Raw genomic sequence first — 18,313 nt, forward strand, 5'->3', positions numbered from 1 at the left:
TCTGCTGACGGGTCTCAAGATTCTCGGAACTCGATTTATCTGAATCTTAAATGCGCTGTACTTAAGCCATTCAATCGGAGTCCGCACGGCACCCCGGTGCCCGGGCCTGCCGCACACCAGAGCCCCCAGACGTGTCAGCATGGAGACCTCCTCAATTCACACCCGCCCGCGCACACGTCTGGCGCCTCTGGACCGTTCACCTCTGGGCCATTCGCCTCTGGGCCATTCGCACGCCCGCCCTGCGCGCACACCCCCAGGCGGCCCGCCTGCCCTGGCCTTTCCTCTTCACTGATCCTCTCACCCACTGGAAGGTACGCATGGATTCCCATTCCGCCCAGCAGGGTGGCCCCACCGCCCGCCTGACCGTCGCCTTCTACCCGCCGCAGTGGGCCGCCGAGATGCGCGGCGCGCCCCTGGGCCGCCTGGACGCCCGACTGCTGCACCTGCACGCCCGCACCCCCCAGGGCACCCTGTGCGCCGTGCTGCACGACAGCGCCCGCCTGCTGGGCGCACACCTGACCTACCGCTGCCAGGAACGGCACCTGAGCGCCGCCCCCTGGAGTGACGGCGGCACGCAGCGCGGCGTTCCCCTGGGCCTGGCCCGGCACGCCCTGATGCTGCCCGGCACGCCCCGCCCGCAGGCGCCCGCGCCACTGGCCCGCACCCTGCTCACCTGGACGCACGGCACGCTGCTGATCGTACAGGCCGGACAGGTGTGCGAGCACCTGAACCTCGCCGACGAACTCGACCGGTTGCACCTGCCGCACTGGCTGGAACAGGGCCTGGACCCGCGCGCCCACGTGACCCTGCACGCCCACCGCCTGCGCCCCGGCGGGCGACTGGAGCAGTGGCTGACCCGACTGCGCTGACCCACACGCGGAAAGGGGAGCAGGGCGCGCGGCCCCACTCCCCCATCTGTCCTGCGAGCGGAACCCGCTTCGGCCCCTGCGCGCTTCCGCCCGGACCCGGCGGCTCTGCACGCCATTCAACCGGAGTCCGTACTTACAGGTCGCCCCTGATTACAGGTCGCCCTTGAGGGTGGTGGCGACCTTGAACCGCACCTTCTTCCCGGCGGGAATGGTGATGCGCTCGCTGGTGCCGGGTTTCACGCCGGTCCGGGCGGCAGTCTGCGCGATGCTCAGCGTTCCCAGGCCCGGCAGGCCCACGCTGGTGCCGCTGCGCAGCGCGTCGATCACGCAGTCCACCATGGTGCTGACCGCCTCGCCCGCCTGTTTCTTGTTCAGGGAGGTGCGCTCGGCGACCATGTCGATGATCTGCGTCTTGGCGATCTTCCCGGCGTCGGCGGCCTTGGGGGCGGCTTTGGCCGGGCGGGTGGCGGGCTTCTTCGCGGCGGGCTTGGTGCTCTTGGCCATGCGGGAACCTCCGGGAACTGAATTGAGCAATGAATTTTTGGCTCAAATGAACACTAACACACCATTGATGCCCGTCAAGCGGTGAACGCCGCCCCAGGCGAACGTCAGCTCACCTCCTCCCCCATCTCCCCCACTGCCGGGGCGGTGGGAGGGCGCAGGTTCAGGGTGCGGGTGCGGGCGCTCAGGGCGTCGAAGGTCCACAGTCGCCCGCGCAGCGGCTCGCCCACGCCGCCCAGCACCTTCAGGGCCTCCAGCGCCATCAGGTTCCCCACCACGGCCGGGACCGGGCCGATCACGCCCGCCTCGTCGCAGGACAGGTCGTCGCCGGCCTCCGGGAACAGTTGCCGTAATCCCAGGTGCGGGCCGAACACGCTGACCATGCCGCTGGTGCCGCTGGCTGCGCCCCACACCCACTCGCGGCCCAGCGCGGCGCAGGTGTCGGCGATCAGGTACCGCGTCCCGAAGTTGTCGGTGGCGTCGATGATCAGGTCCGCGTGTGCCAGCAGTGCCTGCACGTTCCCGGCGTTCAGGCGGGGCGCGGGCTGCACCGCCACGAACGGGTTGATGGCCTGCGCGCGCGCCGCCGTGACGGCCGCCTTGGCGCGTCCCACGTCGGCCAGCGTGAATTGCGTCTGCCGGTGCAGGTTGCTGAGGTCCACCGTGTCGTCGTCCGCGACGATCAGGCGGCCCACGCCCGCCCCGGCCAGCGCCATGCACACCGGGCCGCCCAGCCCGCCCGCCCCCACGACCAGCACCGAGGCCGCCCGCACCCGCTCCTGCGCGCCGGCGTCCAGCCACTCGGGCACCAGCAGTTGCCGGGAGTAGCGGCGCAACTCGCTGCGGGTCAGAGCGGGGCCGGTGGGGGGGGTGGGGCGGACGGGATCGGTCATGCGCCGAGTGTAGAACCCGCCCGCGCCCGCCACCGGTCCGTCCGCCTCCGCGCCGGGCGGCACCGCGCAGAGGCCGGGCAGAAGCCGGGTAGAATGCCGCGCGTATGCCCGCCCTGATCCTGCTGTCCTCCTACCTGCTGGGTTCGCTGGTGTCGGGCGTGCTGTACTCCCGCGCGCGGGGCCTGGACATCCGGGGGCGGGACCTGCCGGGCGCCAGCGGCACGTACCGGCAGTACGGCGCGGCGGCGGCAGCCCTGGTGACGGGCGGCGACCTCCTGAAGGGCGTGCTGGCGGCCCTGATCGCGCGGCAGTTTGCCCCGGAGCTGGGGTGGCTGGCCGTGCTGGGCGTGGTGCTGGGGCACTGCTACCCGGTGTTCTTCCGGTTCCGGGGCGGGGCGGGCATCATGCCGCTGATCGGGGCGCTGCTGATCCTGGCCCCGCTGACGCTGCTGGTCACGCTGGGCGTGGCGGCGCTGGTCATTCCGGCGTACCGGGCGTGGGGGCAGCGGCGCGTGGGCCTGAACGCCGTGCCGTTCGCGGCGGCGGTGGCCGTGCCGGTGGGACTGCTGTTCGCCGCGCGGTACGGGGGCCTGCCGGAACTGCTGGCGGGCGGCGCGGTCATGGCGGCGCGCAGCGTGCAGTTGCTGCTGCGTCCGGAGGGCGCGGCGTGAGAGGCCTGCGGAGCGCGCTGCTGGCGGCGCTGCTGGCGGCCGGGCTGACCGGGACGGCGCAGGGCGCGGCCGTACTGGAGGACCGCACGCTGCGTTCCGAGAACGGCGCGCAGCTGCTGTGGTCCCGCTCGTACCCGGACGAACTGGGCAGCCTGTCCGGCCCGCTGGAAGTCGGGAATACCGTGTACGTGGGCGTGGGGCCGGTGGTGTTCGCGTACCGCAGCGCCACGGGCGCGCCGCTGGGCCGCGCGGACCTGCCGGGACTGGTCACGTCGCTGGACGCCTCGGGGGGTGTGGTGCGCGTGACGACGCAACTGGGCGGCGTGAACGAACGTTTCACGCTGTCCAGTGAGAACGGCACCCTGAGCGTGCTCGAACGCGTGGTGTTCCCGCCGGACATCACCGTGACCGGCTGGCTGGCCCGCGCCGCCGACAGCGTCCCCCCCACCGACGTGCAGGCGGCGGCCGCGCAGGACCCGCTGAATCCGTTCCTGGCGTTGCGGCAGGCGCAGGCCAGTCCGGGCGACCCGTACGCGGCCCTGAGTGCCGTGCGGCGCGCCCTGAACGTCAGCGTGCCGTTCCCGGCGTGGGTGCAGCTGGCCGCCCGGCTGGACGGCGCGGGGTTTCCGTCGGCGGCGGACCTGGCGCTGGACCGGGCGCGGCGGGACGCGGCGGCGCGCGGCGTGGACCCGGACATCCCGATCTCGCGGTCGGCGCTGGGCGCGTTCGGGAATCCCAGCGGGTACGTGGGCACGCTGCTCGAACAGAACCGGCTGGCCCGCGCGGACATCTGGATGACGTACCTGCGTGAACTGCACCCCCGCTTTCAGGGTGGCCCGGCGCTGTACGCCCGGTACGCGCGGATTCTGGAACAGCAGGGCCGCGAGGGTGAGGCCGAGGAGTGGCGGCAGTTCACGCGGTCCCTGCGGGGCGGCACGCTGTACAACCTGGGGCCTGAAGGCCTGAACAGCGTGCGCGGCGCGGCCCGGCTGTCGGCCGCGGCGCTGCTGCTGACGCTGGCGGCGGCGCTGCTGACCCTGGCGGCCCGCGCGTGGCCCGCCCAGCGGGAGGATACCCGCGCGCTGGGCGGCCGGTACCGCTCGTGGTTGCGGCATCCGCTGTCGCGGGCGCGGCGGGTGTTCGTGGCGTACGCCTCGCCCGGCGAGCGGCTGCTGCTGACGCTGCTGGGCGCGGCGCTGGTGGGCGCGGTGGGCGGCGTGCAGTGGGCCGGTCAGGTCAGCGTGCAGCTGCAGTCCCCGGCGCTGTCCAGCGGCACGTACGGGGGCGGGTGGTGGAACGCGCAACTGGCGAACCTGAACCTGCGTCCCGGCCCGGACGCCGCGCTGCTGACCGGGCTGGCCGCGCAGCTCGACGGTGACAACAGCCTGGCGCGCACGCTGTACACGCAGGCGCTGCCGGACGCCTGCGCCCGCAACAACCTGGGCGTGATCGCGCAGGTGCGCGGCGACGAACCGCAGGCGCGCGAACTGTACCGCGCGGCGCTGTCGGGCCGTCCGGACCTGAGTGCGGCGGCGTTCAACCTGGGCCTGAATCCGGGGTCGGCGTCCCTGGAGTTCCAGCGGACGAACCGGCCGGGCGAGCCGCGCCTGTGCTACCCGGATCAGCGCAGCGTGACGCGGGCCGTCACGGGCGACATGAGCGTCACGCTGCGCGCGGCCCTGAGCGACCCGGTGGGCCTGCTGGGGAACCCGGCGGTGGGCACGCGGGTGTCGGCGGCGCTGCTGGCGTCGGCGGCCCTGACGGCGCTGCTGGCGCTGGCGCTGCTGCTGCCGCGCACGGTCACGCCGCTGCGCCGCTCGCGCCCGCCGGGTTTCCGGCTGCTGGCGCTGCTGCTGCCGGGTGCCGGGGTGCTGGACAGCCCCTGGGGCGGCATGCTGCTGCTGTCGTGGGGCGCGGTGATGGCGGCCCTGTCGCCCGCCACGGGGCTGGTGTTCTTCCCGAACCTGCCGTTCCTGAACCAGCCGGGGTCGCAGGCGGCGCTGCTGAGCGCCCTGATCCTGACGTACGTGCTGAACACCCTGACCTTCGTGACGGCCGAGGTGCGCCACGCGCGGCGGGTGCGGCGCGACGACCCGGACAGGGACCCGCCGCCCACCTCCTGATCCGGACCCGGCGGCTGGGTGCGGGCGTACAGCGCGCCGGGGCGCGGCCCTGCTAGGGTGCGCGCATGAAGCTGGTGGTCGGTGTTTCCGGTGGAAGCGGCATTCCGTACGCGCACGCGGTCCTGCGCGCCCTGCACGACCTGAACGTGGAGTCGCACCTGATCGTGTCCAGCGGCGCCAAGCGGGTCATGACCGCCGAGGGCAGCGGGCCGCAACTGCCGGACCTGACGGCCCTGGCCCGGCACGTGCATGACGACCGGGACCTCGCGGCGGGCGTGGCGAGCGGGTCGTTCCGCACGGACGGCATGCTGATCGTGCCGTGCAGCGCGGGCACCCTGGCGAAGGTCGCGCACGGCTTCGCGGACAACCTGCTGGCGCGCGCGGCGCACGTGACCCTCAAGGAGCGGCGCCCGCTGGTGCTGGTGCTGCGCGAGGACCCGCTGCCGCGCCCGGCGCTGCTGAACATGCTGGCCGCGCACGACGCGGGCGCGACGGTCATGACGGCCAGCGCGGGCTTCTACCACGCGCCCCGCAGCGTGGAGGAACTGCTGCACTTCGTGACGGCGCGGGTGCTCGATCAGTTCGGGCTGGACGTGCCGGGCTTCCAGCGCTGGCGTGAGGACACGCCGTGAGGGGAGGGCACGTGAGGGTCGCGGCGCTGATCCCGGCGGCCGGGTCCGGCACCCGCCTGGGCCTTGGTCCCAAGGCGTTCGTGCCGGTCGAGGGGCGCACGCTGCTGGGCCGCTCGGCCGCCGCGCTCGCCCCGCACGTGCACGAGGTCCTGATCGCGCTGCCCGCCGGGCTGGACCTGCCGGGCGACGTGCCGGGCCGCGCCGTGGTGGGCGGCGACACGCGGCAGGCGAGCGTGCTGGCGCTGCTGCGCGCCACGGACGCCGACGTGGTCCTGATTCACGACGCCGCGCGGCCCTTCCTGCCCGCGCGCGTGATCCGTGATCTGCTGGCCGCCGTGCAGGAGGTCGGGGCGGCCACCGCCGCGCTGCCCGTGGCAGACACGCTGGTCCGCGCCGACCCGGCGGGCAGCTGGGGCACCCTGACGCCTCGCGAGGGCCTGTGGGCCGTGCAGACCCCGCAGGCGTTCCGGCGCGCGGCCCTGATCGCCGCGCACGAGGCCGCGCTGGCCGACGGTCACGCCGCCACCGACGACGCCGGCCTGATCGCCCGCGCCGGGCAGCCCGTGGCGCTGGTGCCCGGCGACGCCCGCCTGCTGAAGGTCACCACGCCCGGCGACCTGCTGATCGCGCAGGCGCTGGCCCGCGTGTGGGATGCTGAGGTGTCATGAGCCACGTTCCCGCCGACCCTGCCCTGCCCGTCACGTACTTCGCGCCGGCGAAGGTGAACCTGGGCCTGAGTGTCCGTGACCTGCGCGCCGACGGGTACCACGAACTGCACTCGCTGATGGTGCCGCTGAACGTCGGGGACGACCTGGACATCGCCCCGGCCGATACCCTGACCCTGAGCGTGCAGGGCGCGGACCTGCCGACCGACGAACGCAACCTGGTGTTCCGCGCCGCCCGCGCGTACCTGGACGCCGCCGGCGTGGACGGTGGGGCGGCCATCACGCTGCACAAGCGCCTGCCGCTGGCGTCCGGGCTGGGGGGCGGCAGCAGCGACGCCGCGACCACCCTGATGGCCCTGGCGCGCCTGTACCCGGCGGGCGTGGACCTGCCAGGGCTGGCCCTGAAGCTGGGCGCGGACGTGCCGTTCTTCCTGCTGGGGCGCGCCGCCGTGGCGTCCGGCGTGGGCGAGATCCTGGACCCGCTGCCCGTGCCGCCCGTGTCACTGGTCCTCGTGAACCCCGGCGTGGAGGTCAGTGCCCGCGACGCCTACACCTGGCTGGACGCCGAGGAAGCCTTCACGCCCGCCCTGGACACCGAGGCGATCCTGGCCGCCCTGACGAACGGCCGTCCCGTCCCGTACCTGAACGCCCTGCAGGGTCCGGTCGCAGCCCGCCACGCCCCCATCCGCGAGGCGCTGGGCGCGCTGGAAGCGGCGGGCCTGCACTCCGCGCTGATGAGCGGTTCGGGCAGCACCTGTTTCGCCGTGGCCCGCGACGACGCCCACGCGCATGACGCCGCGCACGCCCTGGCCCGGCAGTTCCCGCACTGGTGGGTGCAGGCCACGCGCACGCTGTAGAGAGGGGGGGGCTGGCTCCCGCTGGACGCGGTGGCCGGTGGGTCACGCCGGTCCGGTCATGCCGGTCTGGTCACGCCGGTCTGGTTGCTGCGGCGCGGCGCGTGCGGTGGCGGGTCAGGTCGTACAGCAGCGCCCCCAGGAACGCGGCCGCGCCGAGGCCGAACACGCCGGTCACGCCCGCCAGTTGCCACGCCACGCCGCCCAGCACGGGGCCAGCCGCGTACCCGAGCGCCTCGACGGCCATGACGGTCCCCCACGCGGCGGCCTGCTGCCCTTCCGGCAGGGTGCGGGCGACCAGTCCGTTCCAGCCGGTGATGAACGCGCCGTACCCCAGGCCGATCAGCGCGCCCAGCGGGAGCAGCAGGGCGGTCATGCCGGGCACGGCGGCCAGCGCGAAGGTCACGGCCAGCAGCAGCAGGCCCGGCAGCAGCGCGCGGCGCGGGTGGCCCCGGTCGGCGCGGCGGCCGATCAGCCAGACGCTCAGGGCGAAGGTGGTCAGGGCCAGCGCGCCGGGCAGCAGCAGGTCACGCAGGCTCAGGTTCAGGTGGCGCAGCAGCGGGTACAGGACGGTGCTCAGCAGGGCCGGGGCGAGCGTCTGCACGAACGCGGCGGGCAGCAGGGCCGCCACGCGCTGCCAGTCCCGCCACGCCGGGCCGGGAGGCGCGTCGGGTGCCAGGAGGCGCAGCCGGGCGAGACTCAGGGCCAGTCCGGCCGCGAGGACCTGCGCGGCCAGCAGGGCGTTCCAGGTGGCGTCCGGGTGGGTGGTCATGAGTGGCCCGACGATCAGCGCGCCGGTCAGGATGGCGGGCGCCACACTCAGGTTACTGACCGTCAGGGCGCGGGCGGTGCGTCCGGGCACGGCCAGCGCCTGCGAGGCGCTCATGATGCCCGGCCACAGCGCCGCGTAGCCCAGGCCCCAGGCGGCGCAGGCCAGTACGCCGCTCGCCGGGTGCGGCCAGTACCGCGTGACCAGCAGCGCCAGCAGGCCCAGCAGCGGCCCCGGCAGCAGGGCGGCGCCCAGCCCCCAGCGCTGCACCAGCAGCCCGCCGGGGCCCTTGGCGAGCGCGTCGGCAAGGTAGTGCGCGCCGGCCATCACGCCGATCACGGCGGCGCTCAGGCCCAGGCCGGGGCCACTGACGGGCAGGGCCGACACGAACAGCCCGGTGCGCACCGTCTCGCACAGGGTCAGCAGCGCCAGGAGCCGCAGCATGGTCAGGGGCCGCAGCCACAACACAGGGCCGATTGTACGGCCCGCAGGTGAGTGCCCCCGCGTGGCTGGACGGCGTAACTGACCTTAAGGGTTGCGGCGCGTAAGTGACCCGTAAGTCCCGCGGCCGTACGGTGCCGGAACAGGATCACCCCCTGAGAGCCGCGGCTCGCCGGTCATCAAGGCTCGCCGGTCACCGGCCGGTCATCAATCAGTGCAGCCCGCTGCCCGGACGCCTCACCGTTCCCCGCGGGTGACAGGAGTGTGCCCATGACGCTGCATCCACCCGAATTCACCATCAACCCGGCGTTACTGACGCCCGCCACGACCTTCCCGCAACTGCTGAGCGCCCCGCAGCGGCACACCCTGCCGGAGGGGGAACTGCTGGTGTTCCGGTTCGCGAACGGGTATGGCGCGGCCGTGACCCGCCCGGCCGGGCCGGACAGCGTCTTCGAGTTCTGCGTGCTGGACTGCACCCACCCCGATCCCCGGCCGTGCTTCGACACGCCGGTGGCGGGCGCGTTCCTGAACAGCCTCACGCACGCCGGGGCGCAGGGCCTGCTGATGCTGACCGAGCGGCTGCCGGTCCATCCGCGCCGCGCCGCCGCGAACACGGCGCTGGAACAGGAAGAATTCTGACCCCCCGGCCGCCACGCCCCCCCACCTGATCGCCTCCGGCCGCACGCCGGGGGCTTTCTGCGTTGAGTGATACGGACTCCGATTGAATGGCTTATAAAGCCGTTCAATCCGAGCAGAGCGAGTAGGAGAGAAACGGGTTCCGGACGTGGAGTTGGCAACCCGGTGATGTCCCGGGTTGTTAAGTACACTGCGTTTATCTTTTAGATAAACCGCGCGGAGCGCGTAGCAGAGGAAGTACGTTGAAGCGGGAATGGAGAGGTTCCGGCGCCTTCCCGGAATCTCGCAATGTTAGCTTCGACGTACTTAACGAAACAAACGGAATCCGTATGAGGTTCCGTTGCGTGGAGTTCCGTTGCGTGGGGTGCGCCGCCTGCGCGCAGCCGATACGGGCGCTATGCTGCCGCCATCGACATCACGGGTGCGCGACCTGCCGCTGCTGGGCGGCCCGCTCGTCGTGACGGGGGAGGCTGAGCGTGACGGAACAGGAGTCGGGCAGGAACCAGGGCGCGGGGCGGCGCAGGCAGGGTCAACCGAAACAGAATCAGCGCAGGCGCTCCCCGTGGGCGCTGCTGGGCCGGGGGGTGCTGGGCCTGCTGGTCCTGCTGCTGCTGGCGGGCGGGGGCGCGTTCGCGTGGCTGAAGACGACTTCGGGGGCGCAGCGGAGCGGCTCCGTGACGGTTCCCGGCGTGTCGGGGCCGGTCACGGTCACGCGTGACGCCTGGGGCGTGCCGCACATCCGCGCCGCGACCGACGCGGACGCCGTGTACGCGCTGGGCTTCGTGCACTGGCAGGACCGCGCGTGGCAGATGGACTTCCAGCGGCGCGTGGCGCAGGGCCGCCTGTCCGAGGTGCTGGGCGGCGCGGCGCTGGAACAGGACCGGTTCCTGCGCACCTGGGGATTCGAGCGGGCGGCCCTCTCGGCGCTGCCCGCCCTGTCCGCGCAGTCGCGGGCGCTGATCCGGGCGTACACGGCGGGCGTGAACGCCGCGCAGGCGCAGGGGAAGGTCGCGCTGGAGTTCCGGATTCTGGGGTACACGCCGGAACCCTGGCGGGACGTGGACAGCGTCTCCTGGAGCAAACTGATGGCCTTCGACCTGGGCGGCAACTACGAGGAGGAAGTGCTGGGCGCGCAGGTGGTCCGTAAGCTCGGTGAGGACGGCCTGGATCAGGTGACGGCCCCGTACCCGGCGGGCGCGCCGACCATCCTGAGTGCCGATGAACTGACCGGCGCGGCGCAGTCCCTGACCGGCGTCCGCGCCGGGGCGGACGACACGCAGGCCGCCGCACCAGCCCTGCCGCAGGCGACCGTGCTGCCACACGAGGCGGTGCTGCCACAGGAGACCGTGCAGGCGCTGCGTTCGCATCTGCTGGCCGCGCGGACGCTGGGATTGCAGGCGGTGCCGGGCAAGGGCAGCAACGACTGGGTGATCGCCGGGAGCCGCACGGAAAGCGGGAAGCCCATCCTGGCGGACGACCCGCACCTGAGCCTGACCGCGCCGATGCTGTGGTACCTCGCGGACGTGCAGGGTGACCGTCTGCGGGCCATCGGGGCGAGCATTCCGGGCCTGCCGGCCATCGTGATCGGCCGGAACGACCGCGTGGCGTGGGGCGTGACGAACGTGAACCCGGACGTGCAGGACCTGTACATCGAACCCGAGGACGCGCCCCTGACCAGCCGCCGCGAGGTCATCCGGGTCAAGGGTGAGGCGGACGTGACCCTCACGGTCCGTAGCAGCGCGCACGGCCCGATCATCAGTGACGCCGGGGCGGGCGCCGTGGGGCCGCGCGTGGCGCTGAAGTGGACGGCCCTGCAGGGCGGCGACACGACCATGGACGCCTTCCTGGGCCTGAACTACGCGCAGAACTGGGCGGACTTCACGGGCGCGCTGCGTTCGTACGTGGCGCCCAGCCAGAACTTCGTGTACGCCGACGTGGACGGCAACACCGGGTACTACGCGCCGGGCCGCGTGCCCATCCGCAGCGGCTGGGACGGCAGCCTGCCCGTCAGTGGCGACGGCAGCCGCGAGTGGCAGGGCTTCATTCCGTTCGAGGAGTTGCCGCACACCCTGAACCCCGCCGACGGGCTGGTCGTCACGGCGAACAACAAAGTCGTACCCGGCAGCTACCCGCACGCACTCGGCAACGACCGCAACTGGGCCGAACCGTACCGCGCACGGCGCATCACGGACCTGCTGAGCGCCGCCGGGAAACTGACCGTGCCGGACGTGCAGCGCGTGCAACTGGACACCACCAGCCTCGTCTGGGCGGACTTCCGGGACCCGCTGCTCGGCACCCGCCCCGGCAGCGACCGGGCGCGGCAGGCGCTGGCGCAGTTGCAGGGCTGGGACGGCAACGAGACGACCGGCAGCGTGCCCGCCACGCTGTTCGAGGCGTGGCTGATGCAGCTTCAGGAGATGGCCCGCGACGAACTGGGCACCGACACCGTCATGAACAGCCTGTCGGTCCTGAACCAGCTGCGCGGCAACGGCGAACTGTGCGCCGTGAACGGCAACGGCGACTGCCAGGCCCTGCTGACCCGCACGCTGGACGCCGCCCTGAACGACCTGGAAGGCCGCCTGGGAACAGACATGAGCACCTGGACGTACGGGCGACTGCACACGGTCGCCAGCAACCACCGCGCCTTCGGGAACGTGCAGGCGCTGGCGTGGCTGTTCAACCACTCGGCCCCCACGCCCGGCGGGACGAACACCGTGAACGTCGCCCGGCCCGAGCACGGCACCTTCCGGCAGACGCACGGCCCCAGTTACCGGCAGGTCGTGGACCTCGCCAACCCCAACGACAGCGTGTTCATAGGCAGCCTGGGTCAGGACGGCAACCCGCTGGGCGCGCACGCCGCCGACCAGCAACCCCGCTGGATCGCCGGGGAGTACCTGCCCATGAGTACCGACCCGGCCGACTGGGGCCGCGTGAGCACCCTGACCCTGAAGCCCTGAAGTTTCCGTCCCCCCTGCCCCCCCGACCTCCCCACGCCCACACGGCGGGAAGGCGGGGGGCGTTCCGTGCGGGCGGGCCTGCGTGGCGGACATTCACGGCGTGCCTTCACGGAAGACAGTTGCGGCGCGGGCAACCCGGTACACTCCAGGGCATGGCTGAACCTCACCGCGTGCGCGACGCCCTGCGCGCCAGCATGACCGCCTGGGCCACCCTGACCGTCCGGGACGATCAGGCCCGCGTGACCCTCGCCCCGGACCTCGACGTGCTCGCCCCGCACCTCGACCAGATCGACCCCGCCTGGAGTCTCACCTGGGCGTGCGACAGCGTCACGCCGCCCGTCGTGCGCGCCCGCCTGACCGTGCACGGCGCCGCCCGCGAGGGACTGGCGACCGCGCACACCCTGCACGACGCGAAACTGGCCGCGCTGGCCGAGATGGCCCGCAGCTACGGCGTGCGCCCCACCAGCGACCCCGTCTGGGTCGAATACGACCCCGAAGACGGCGCCAACACCACCGAACTGGAAACCGACACGCCCGCCCCCGCCGACCTGCCCGAACGCCCCCTGCCGCCCGCGCCGCCCCGCGACCCGCAGATGGAAAAAGCGCGCCGACACATCGAGGACCTCCTGGAGCAACTGAAAGTCGCCGGGCGCGGCGGCGAGGCCGCCCGCATCCTGATGCGCGGCTACGGCGAGACACTGGAAGAAAGCCGCGCCATCTACAAGGAACTGCACGCCATCCTCAAAGGCTGACCCCCCCCGCCGGGCGACCTGAAGGCTTCCTTTAGCCTGCTGCCGGGCGGAGTTCTCACGCATCGCTTAGACTGACACGCAATGCGGAAGTTCCTGGCTTTCGGTGACGTGCACGCCGACTTCGATACCCTCTGGGCCGCCCTGCGCGCCGCCAGCTGCGCCGACGCGAACGGCCAGCCCACCCCGCCCGTGCAGGCCGGACTGTACCAGGTGGTCCTGATCGGCGACCTCGTACACCCCAAGAACGACCGCGAGTACAGCCGCCTGACCGGCCTGCCCCGCTTCGACCCTAGGAACCCGGACCACCTGTTCCTCGCCGCGCGCGAACAGGTCAAGCACCTCGAACGGCTGCGCGACTACCAGCTGGCCGCGCCGCACGCCGTGCACATCATCCTGGGCAACCACGACGACGCCGTCCTGAACACCACCTTCGTGCTGGGCACCAGCGGCGGCCTCGTCCACACCGAATTCGACCCGGACCACGGCGGCATCCTGCTGCCCGACCACCTGAAACTCTGGATGCAGGCCTTCCCGCGCGAACTCAGGGTCGGGAACGTGCAGTTCGCGCACGTCTCCCCCCTGCCCGCCCACAGCCACTACGACGACCTGTTCTACGCCGACCGCAGCCCCAAACGCTGGTTCCGCGAAACACCCGAGTACGTGCAGATGGCAGGCCTGGGCTTCGGCGTGTACGGCCACACCCAGATCGAGGACGGCATCCTGCTCGACGAGACGCACGGACTGGCCATGATCGACGCCATGCACGCCCGCGAATACCTGGAAATCATGCTGAACCCCGAACAACCCGAACCGCTGATCAGCGTGCGCGCCGTTCCCTTCTGACCCGCCCCCGCGCCCGGTTGACAACCGTGAACTGCGCCGCTATCCTTAACCCCGCTGCTTTTACAGCAGCGTACCAGCACAAACTTCCATCCTGGTCCGGTAGTGTAGCGGTTAGCATATCTGCCTGTCACGCAGAAGGTCGCGGGTTCAAATCCCGTCCGGACCGCCAAGGAAGGCTAGGTAGCTCAGCTGGTAGAGCAAACGACTGAAAATCGTTGGGTCGCCGGTTCAAGTCCGGCCCTGGCCACCATCCTCGAAGGAGCCCGTCATAGACGGGCTTTTTCGTTTTGGCGTTGCGGGGGTATACAAGATGAGATTTCAGGAATCGTCGGTGCTCCAGCGCCAACCTGAGCAGCAGACGACTCAAGATTTCACCCCTCCCGTTTCACCGATGCCCGTCGAAGGAGCTCAGCATGCACCTCGACGAACTCTGGACACGGCACGCCCGTCACCTGCGCCTGCGGAAGCGCAGTCCGGAAACCATCCGGTATTACGACGCCACCGCCCGGAAGCTCCGCATCTACCTCGCTCGGGAAGGGCATTCCCTGTGCGCTGAGGAGGTGCGGGTGGACGACCTGCGCGGCTTCATGGAGCACCTGGAGCAGAGCGGGCTGAAGGAGGGTGGCATCGATGCCCACTTCCGGGCTTTGAAGGGAATGTTCGGCTGGGCGGTGAAGGACGAGATGCTGGACAAGAATCCCACCAATCGGCTGGAACGCGCCAAGCAGCCTCACCGTCTGATGCTGACGCTGTCCAAGGATGAGTACCGGCGGATTCTGGATGTTGCCCGAAAGAGTCAGTACAGAGACCGTGAGACAGCGATCGTCGTGACGTTGTTCGATACCGGGCTCCGGCTGGCGGAGCTGGCTGGCCTCCGGTTGAGTGACCTGAACTTTGCCGATGGCCACCTTCGGGTGATCGGGAAGGGGAACAAGGAGCGGGTGGTGCCGTTGGGGTTGATGGCGGCAGAGGCCCTGAACCGGTACCTGCGCAAGAGCCGCAAGCCGCGTTTTCCCTTTGTGGAGCATGTTTTCCTGGGTCGGACCGGGGAGCCGCTGTCCCGGTCCGGTGTGGCACAGGTGCTGGCGGATCTGGCGCGGCAGGCGACGATTCCGCGTGCACACGCCGCGCCGCATGCGTTCCGCCGTTCGTTCGCCGTGAACTACCTGCGCAACGGTGGTGACGTGTTCACCTTGCAGCATGTGATGGGGCACGCCACGCTGGACATGACCCGCCGGTACGTGAACCTCCTCCCGGAGGATCTGACGCGGGCTCATGCGCAGGTGTCGCCAGCGGACCGGATGGCTGCGTCACCGTCCAGGGGCCGCCGATGATGGGTGGGGAGGGGCCGGGAAGTCGGTTCAGTGAGGAGCAGCGGTTGCGGTTCACGACGTTGGCCCTGCAACGGAACCTGCAGCATGTCCGCTGGCGTGAGAAGAATCCGCTGGGGATGTCGAATGAGGCTTCCATCGGCTTGCAACTGACGGCCACCTTCCTGCTCTGGATCGCCACCAGTCCCCTGGAGCAGGTGATGACGGACCTGGATAGCGATCCGTTGAGTCCGAAGCTCAGGAGGTTGTGGACGGCGCCGGACTTCCAGGCTGATGATCCGGAGGGGTTGAGGTTCAATCTGCCCCGGTGGCGGACGGCCATCGCGCAGGGCACGGTGGAGGTCGTGCTGGCAGGGGATGGTTGGACGGTTGTGGGTTTGCGGGCGTGGCTGGGTGGGGAGAGACCGTGGGTGATGACGCTGGACCGCGAGCGGCTGGATGCGTTCGTGGACGTGCTGGCAGGGGCGCTGCCGTTCTGGCGGTTTCCGGTCACGCGGCCCGGTGCGCGGTCAGAAGGTGGATCGCGTTCTGGTAAGGGGCGTACGGACAGAACGGAGAGGCCGGACGAACCGTGACGTTGGGCTGCCAGAGGGCGATCGGCAGCAGGTACAGGTGGTGGAGAGTGCCGTCCTGGATGATGACCAGGGCCAGCAGATCGGCGTCGCGTTGGTGGGCCTTGTCGTACCGGTAGGCGGCGTAGTTTGAGCTGCGGCGCTCGTGCAGCCGGAATCGGTAAGCGCCACCGGTTGCGGTGGTGGACGTTTTCACTTCGAGGCGCTGTCCGGTCACCATCAGGTCGAATGGGTGCCCTTCGGGCATGACCGTCACAGAGAAGCCCTGCGTGGCGAGTTGCTGGGCGACCAGTTGCTCGCCGAGGCGTCCGGTGGCGTTACGGGGGTCATTGTTGCCAAGATGCAGGCTTCGTTTGAGCCGTTTGACGGTACTGACGTGCACGCGGAACTTTCGGGCCAGTTCTTGATTCTTCAGTCCGGCAGCGTGAGCAGCCGTGAAGGCGTGTGGATCAATGGACGTAGACATACTGAGACCTCCAGAAGAGAAAATCCGCCCAGGACTTGCTGAGCGGTCGAGTAGGTGTGGGGACTTGGGAGAAAGAGTGTTCAAAAGAAATCCATGGACGGGGAAAGAAGGTCCGGGCAAGTGTGCCGTTCAAGGTTGAGTTCCCAGGAGATGAGACCTCCACCCACCGCGACGTGGTGAAGAGAGTTCACCCGAAGGGCGAGCAGTTGTCCTGGCTGCACCTGAGTTCAGTAGGAAGTGACCCAGAAGGGATGTTTCATGTGCAATCTGCCGCGAAGCGGCACGGCGAAGCCGCTCATTGACCCGGTGGGCAGGCGATCTCCCCCCTTCGATCCGGCGCCTCTCTGCATTCAGCGTCGGGTCGCCACAACGCAGCACTGACGGGGTGGGTGGCCAGGGGGGGGCCCTACAACCCTGCGGGCGCCCGACGTTGGGGGGCTTCGCGTGAGGGGGGGGGATCCAGCCGGAGGAAGCACAGGTACAGTCCTGCGGCTTTTTTTCAGGGGGGCAGAGCCCGGCTCGGCCTGCTGTTTAGCAGTCGTACGGCGACCAGAGCAGGGCTACAGTCCGTGTGGGAGGAGGACACACCTATAACTTCTTTTTTTCCTTCTGTCTTCTCCACAAGAGAAAAGGACCAACAACCTCCCACCTCCCGTTTTCCTCGTGCAGGCGCAGAAAATCCGGGCGGGAGGTCGCGGGAGGTCGTCAAACCAGACTGAGGTGGTACCGGGTGTTACGGCCGCTCCTGCTGAGGTTGATCCGGTAGCGTCCCAGGACCACGCCCCGCTGCGCCTGCATGTACCGGCCTATGTGCACGGCGGTGTACCCGTTCAGCCCGCTGGGCTGCACACCTGCCTTCTCCCAGAGCTGTCCGAGGTCGGATGCGGTCACAGGGCGCGTGGCGTGTGCCCCGAACCAGCATTCCAGCGCCTCACCGAGATCCTGATCGTCCCCTCCGGCCTGCTCGGTCAACTCAGCCCGGTTGGCGAAGACCGGATCGAACCCGAGGAACTCGGTCAGGCCGCCCATCACCTCGCAGAACTGCCGCATCCCGCCTTCCAGCACGGCGCCAGAAGGACTCCCGGCAGCCTGCCAGCTCCGCACCAGCACCAGCACCGCCCAGAGCAGCTCCGGGCGATGGGCGAGGATCCACTGGTGAAGGTCAGGATGCCGGAACGTCCGGTTCTGCGGGTTCTCTACGCCTGGATCGAGCCGGATCAGCAGGAACCGCCGCTCGAACTCCTTGGACATCACCGGGTTGTTCGCGGTGAATACCCACTGCGTCCGGTTCGGGAGGCTCAGGGGCTCCTGCTGGTAGAGCGCCCGTCCACTGAAGGTGGTGCTCGTGGCGAGTCCCGCCAGGATGGAGGAGTCCAGTTTTCGGTTGACGTTGTCGAAGATGGCCAGTTCCTGTCCCGCCTGCAGGACACCGACGATGCGCTTGGTGAGCTCCTCGTCGTCCTTGGGGGGTTCGGGCATGACGGCAGGTATCTTGCCGCCGTACAGCACGCCGGGCACCTGCGCGAGGGCCGTCTTGCCACTCCCCGGCATGGAGGCCGAATTCAGGAAGAGAGGGGCTGGGCCGTGCACCATCAGGCGAACGCTGGGCAGGAGGATGAGGCTGAGGGCGTTCGCTCGGGAGGCAGTGGAGTCGAATGGAAAGTCAGCCAGGAGGTCGTCGATCAGCGCCTTCGCGCTGCTGACCTGGGCGTGCGTGGGGTGGAACGGCACTTCGGGGAGCTTCAAGTCACCCAGATCCAGCCAGATACCCTGGGGGGCGTGGTATCCGCCCGTCTCGATCAGGTTCCCCTGCGGATCGAAGAAAGGGACGTGTCGGATAGCATGCAGCATCGGCACCTGCCACTGCTCGGGTTCCAGCCCGAACAGGTGTTCAGCGAGCGGTCCAGGCAGGGCTTCCAACGTCCGGCCGTTCTTCTCCAGTTGCAGCAGCCGGACGATCTCGCCTGCGAGGAGCTTGGAGGAACCGATGGGTTCCAGACGATTCCGGTCCGTCAGCGGGTCATGAATGCGCCGGACGAGGCGGCGGCCCTGCTGGAAGATCCGGTGATGGGCCTGATTGACGCGGCGCAGCGCCTCCAACACCAGGTTGGCCTGGATGGTCAGGTCACCCCGCAGGTGAACAACAGGCCGCCCTGGAGAGCTGACCGACAGGCTGAATGCTGGCGGCATGGGGGTGAAGGGGGCTTTCCAACTGGTGAACGAACTGGTGAACGAATTGATCATGGACTTCTCCTGAGTGGCCACAACGACACCGCGAGACCCTGGTGGGAGTCTCGCGGCGGTGAGGCGGGGTTGAATTGCTCTTTTCGGAGCTACT

17 protein-coding genes and 2 tRNA genes are annotated in these 18,313 nt (G+C 70.4%); 14 read left to right on the top strand and 5 right to left on the bottom strand.

Annotation, left to right across the window (positions count from 1 at the left end; all coding sequences use genetic code 11):
- Positions 1 to 317 precede the first annotated feature (317 nt).
- Positions 318 to 869: a hypothetical protein gene (locus IEY70_RS17320; RefSeq protein WP_189066292.1), complete on the top strand. Its 552-nt coding sequence runs from the start codon at positions 318 to 320 to the stop codon at positions 867 to 869.
- 150 nt (positions 870 to 1,019) lie between these two features.
- On the opposite strand, the gene IEY70_RS17325 is transcribed toward IEY70_RS17320, so the two are convergent.
- Together IEY70_RS17325 and IEY70_RS17330 are read right to left on the bottom strand one after the other, a co-directional pair.
- A complete protein-coding gene (locus IEY70_RS17325; protein ID WP_189066293.1) occupies positions 1,020 to 1,373 on the bottom strand; it encodes an HU family DNA-binding protein in 354 nt (117 codons plus the stop codon).
- 104 nt (positions 1,374 to 1,477) lie between these two features.
- On the bottom strand, positions 1,478 to 2,263 hold the full coding sequence (locus IEY70_RS17330; protein ID WP_189066294.1) for a HesA/MoeB/ThiF family protein: 786 nt from the start codon (positions 2,261 to 2,263) through the stop codon (positions 1,478 to 1,480).
- Between the two features lie 104 nt (positions 2,264 to 2,367).
- Here IEY70_RS17330 and IEY70_RS17335 point away from each other — a divergent pair, with 104 nt between their 5' ends.
- From IEY70_RS17335 to IEY70_RS17355, 5 genes are all read left to right on the top strand, one after another.
- Complete coding sequence (locus tag IEY70_RS17335) at positions 2,368 to 2,934, top strand: glycerol-3-phosphate acyltransferase (RefSeq protein WP_189066295.1); 567 nt, start codon at positions 2,368 to 2,370, stop codon at positions 2,932 to 2,934.
- A complete protein-coding gene (locus tag IEY70_RS17340) occupies positions 2,931 to 5,057 on the top strand; it encodes a tetratricopeptide repeat protein (protein WP_229778031.1) in 2,127 nt (708 codons plus the stop codon). The genes IEY70_RS17335 and IEY70_RS17340 overlap by 4 nt, the downstream gene beginning before the upstream one ends.
- Before the next feature lie 65 nt (positions 5,058 to 5,122).
- Positions 5,123 to 5,689 carry a UbiX family flavin prenyltransferase gene (locus tag IEY70_RS17345; RefSeq protein WP_189066296.1) on the top strand — a complete coding sequence of 189 codons (567 nt, stop codon included), beginning with the start codon at positions 5,123 to 5,125 and terminating at the stop codon, positions 5,687 to 5,689.
- Positions 5,690 to 5,700: 11 nt separating this feature from the next.
- Complete coding sequence (gene ispD / locus IEY70_RS17350; RefSeq protein WP_189066297.1) at positions 5,701 to 6,357, top strand: 2-C-methyl-D-erythritol 4-phosphate cytidylyltransferase; 657 nt, start codon at positions 5,701 to 5,703, stop codon at positions 6,355 to 6,357.
- Positions 6,354 to 7,211: a 4-(cytidine 5'-diphospho)-2-C-methyl-D-erythritol kinase gene (locus tag IEY70_RS17355; RefSeq protein WP_189066298.1), complete on the top strand. Its 858-nt coding sequence runs from the start codon at positions 6,354 to 6,356 to the stop codon at positions 7,209 to 7,211. Before ispD ends, IEY70_RS17355 begins: the two co-directional genes overlap by 4 nt.
- Positions 7,212 to 7,281: 70 nt before the next feature.
- Here IEY70_RS17355 and IEY70_RS17360 read toward each other — a convergent pair whose 3' ends face one another.
- Positions 7,282 to 8,445: an MFS transporter gene (locus IEY70_RS17360; protein ID WP_189066299.1), complete on the bottom strand. Its 1,164-nt coding sequence runs from the start codon at positions 8,443 to 8,445 to the stop codon at positions 7,282 to 7,284.
- A 243-nt stretch (positions 8,446 to 8,688) separates the two neighbouring features.
- Here IEY70_RS17360 and IEY70_RS17365 point away from each other — a divergent pair, with 243 nt between their 5' ends.
- From IEY70_RS17365 to IEY70_RS17400, 8 genes are all read left to right on the top strand, one after another.
- Entirely contained in the window at positions 8,689 to 9,057 is a 369-nt protein-coding gene (locus tag IEY70_RS17365; RefSeq protein WP_189066300.1) for a hypothetical protein, read from the top strand.
- A gap of 569 nt (positions 9,058 to 9,626) precedes the next feature.
- The gene (locus IEY70_RS17370; protein ID WP_189066326.1) at positions 9,627 to 12,011 is read left to right on the top strand and encodes a penicillin acylase family protein; all 2,385 of its coding nucleotides are present in this window, start codon (positions 9,627 to 9,629) and stop codon (positions 12,009 to 12,011) included.
- A 152-nt stretch (positions 12,012 to 12,163) separates the two neighbouring features.
- Positions 12,164 to 12,763, top strand: a complete 600-nt coding sequence (locus IEY70_RS17375; RefSeq protein WP_189066301.1) for a single-stranded DNA-binding protein — start codon at positions 12,164 to 12,166, stop codon at positions 12,761 to 12,763.
- Positions 12,764 to 12,844: 81 nt separating this feature from the next.
- The gene (locus tag IEY70_RS17380; protein ID WP_189066302.1) at positions 12,845 to 13,606 is read left to right on the top strand and encodes a metallophosphoesterase; all 762 of its coding nucleotides are present in this window, start codon (positions 12,845 to 12,847) and stop codon (positions 13,604 to 13,606) included.
- Positions 13,607 to 13,699: 93 nt separating this feature from the next.
- A tRNA-Asp gene (locus IEY70_RS17385) sits at positions 13,700 to 13,775 on the top strand.
- A 5-nt stretch (positions 13,776 to 13,780) separates the two neighbouring features.
- Positions 13,781 to 13,856 (top strand) — tRNA-Phe (locus IEY70_RS17390).
- A gap of 163 nt (positions 13,857 to 14,019) precedes the next feature.
- Positions 14,020 to 14,940, top strand: a complete 921-nt coding sequence (locus tag IEY70_RS17395) for a tyrosine-type recombinase/integrase (protein WP_189066303.1) — start codon at positions 14,020 to 14,022, stop codon at positions 14,938 to 14,940.
- Positions 14,941 to 14,984: 44 nt separating this feature from the next.
- A complete protein-coding gene (locus tag IEY70_RS17400; RefSeq protein WP_189066304.1) occupies positions 14,985 to 15,512 on the top strand; it encodes a hypothetical protein in 528 nt (175 codons plus the stop codon).
- Here the strand turns inward: IEY70_RS17400 and IEY70_RS17405 are convergent.
- Together IEY70_RS17405 and IEY70_RS17410 are read right to left on the bottom strand one after the other, a co-directional pair.
- Positions 15,427 to 15,975: a hypothetical protein gene (locus IEY70_RS17405; RefSeq protein ID WP_189066305.1), complete on the bottom strand. Its 549-nt coding sequence runs from the start codon at positions 15,973 to 15,975 to the stop codon at positions 15,427 to 15,429. The genes IEY70_RS17400 and IEY70_RS17405 overlap by 86 nt on opposite strands.
- A 705-nt stretch (positions 15,976 to 16,680) precedes the next feature.
- Positions 16,681 to 18,219: a hypothetical protein gene (locus IEY70_RS17410; protein ID WP_189066306.1), complete on the bottom strand. Its 1,539-nt coding sequence runs from the start codon at positions 18,217 to 18,219 to the stop codon at positions 16,681 to 16,683.
- Positions 18,220 to 18,313 lie beyond the last annotated feature (94 nt).

This window comes from Deinococcus seoulensis (assembly GCF_014648115.1).
In the GTDB taxonomy this organism is placed as follows: Bacteria; Deinococcota; Deinococci; order Deinococcales; family Deinococcaceae; genus Deinococcus; species Deinococcus seoulensis.

Bases quoted from the DNA above. Each gene is read 5' to 3' on its own strand.
- IEY70_RS17320 (WP_189066292.1), top strand. From the start codon at position 318: ATGGATTCCCATTCCGCCCAGCAGGGTGGCCCCACCGCCCGCCTGACC.
- IEY70_RS17325 (WP_189066293.1), bottom strand. From the start codon at position 1,373: ATGGCCAAGAGCACCAAGCCCGCCGCGAAGAAGCCCGCCACCCGCCCG.
- IEY70_RS17330 (WP_189066294.1), bottom strand. From the start codon at position 2,263: ATGACCGATCCCGTCCGCCCCACCCCCCCCACCGGCCCCGCTCTGACC.
- IEY70_RS17335 (WP_189066295.1), top strand. From the start codon at position 2,368: ATGCCCGCCCTGATCCTGCTGTCCTCCTACCTGCTGGGTTCGCTGGTG.
- IEY70_RS17345 (WP_189066296.1), top strand. From the start codon at position 5,123: ATGAAGCTGGTGGTCGGTGTTTCCGGTGGAAGCGGCATTCCGTACGCG.
- IEY70_RS17355 (WP_189066298.1), top strand. From the start codon at position 6,354: ATGAGCCACGTTCCCGCCGACCCTGCCCTGCCCGTCACGTACTTCGCG.
- IEY70_RS17365 (WP_189066300.1), top strand. From the start codon at position 8,689: ATGACGCTGCATCCACCCGAATTCACCATCAACCCGGCGTTACTGACG.
- IEY70_RS17375 (WP_189066301.1), top strand. From the start codon at position 12,164: ATGGCTGAACCTCACCGCGTGCGCGACGCCCTGCGCGCCAGCATGACC.
- IEY70_RS17380 (WP_189066302.1), top strand. From the start codon at position 12,845: ATGCGGAAGTTCCTGGCTTTCGGTGACGTGCACGCCGACTTCGATACC.
- IEY70_RS17395 (WP_189066303.1), top strand. From the start codon at position 14,020: ATGCACCTCGACGAACTCTGGACACGGCACGCCCGTCACCTGCGCCTG.
- IEY70_RS17405 (WP_189066305.1), bottom strand. From the start codon at position 15,975: ATGTCTACGTCCATTGATCCACACGCCTTCACGGCTGCTCACGCTGCC.
- IEY70_RS17410 (WP_189066306.1), bottom strand. From the start codon at position 18,219: ATGATCAATTCGTTCACCAGTTCGTTCACCAGTTGGAAAGCCCCCTTC.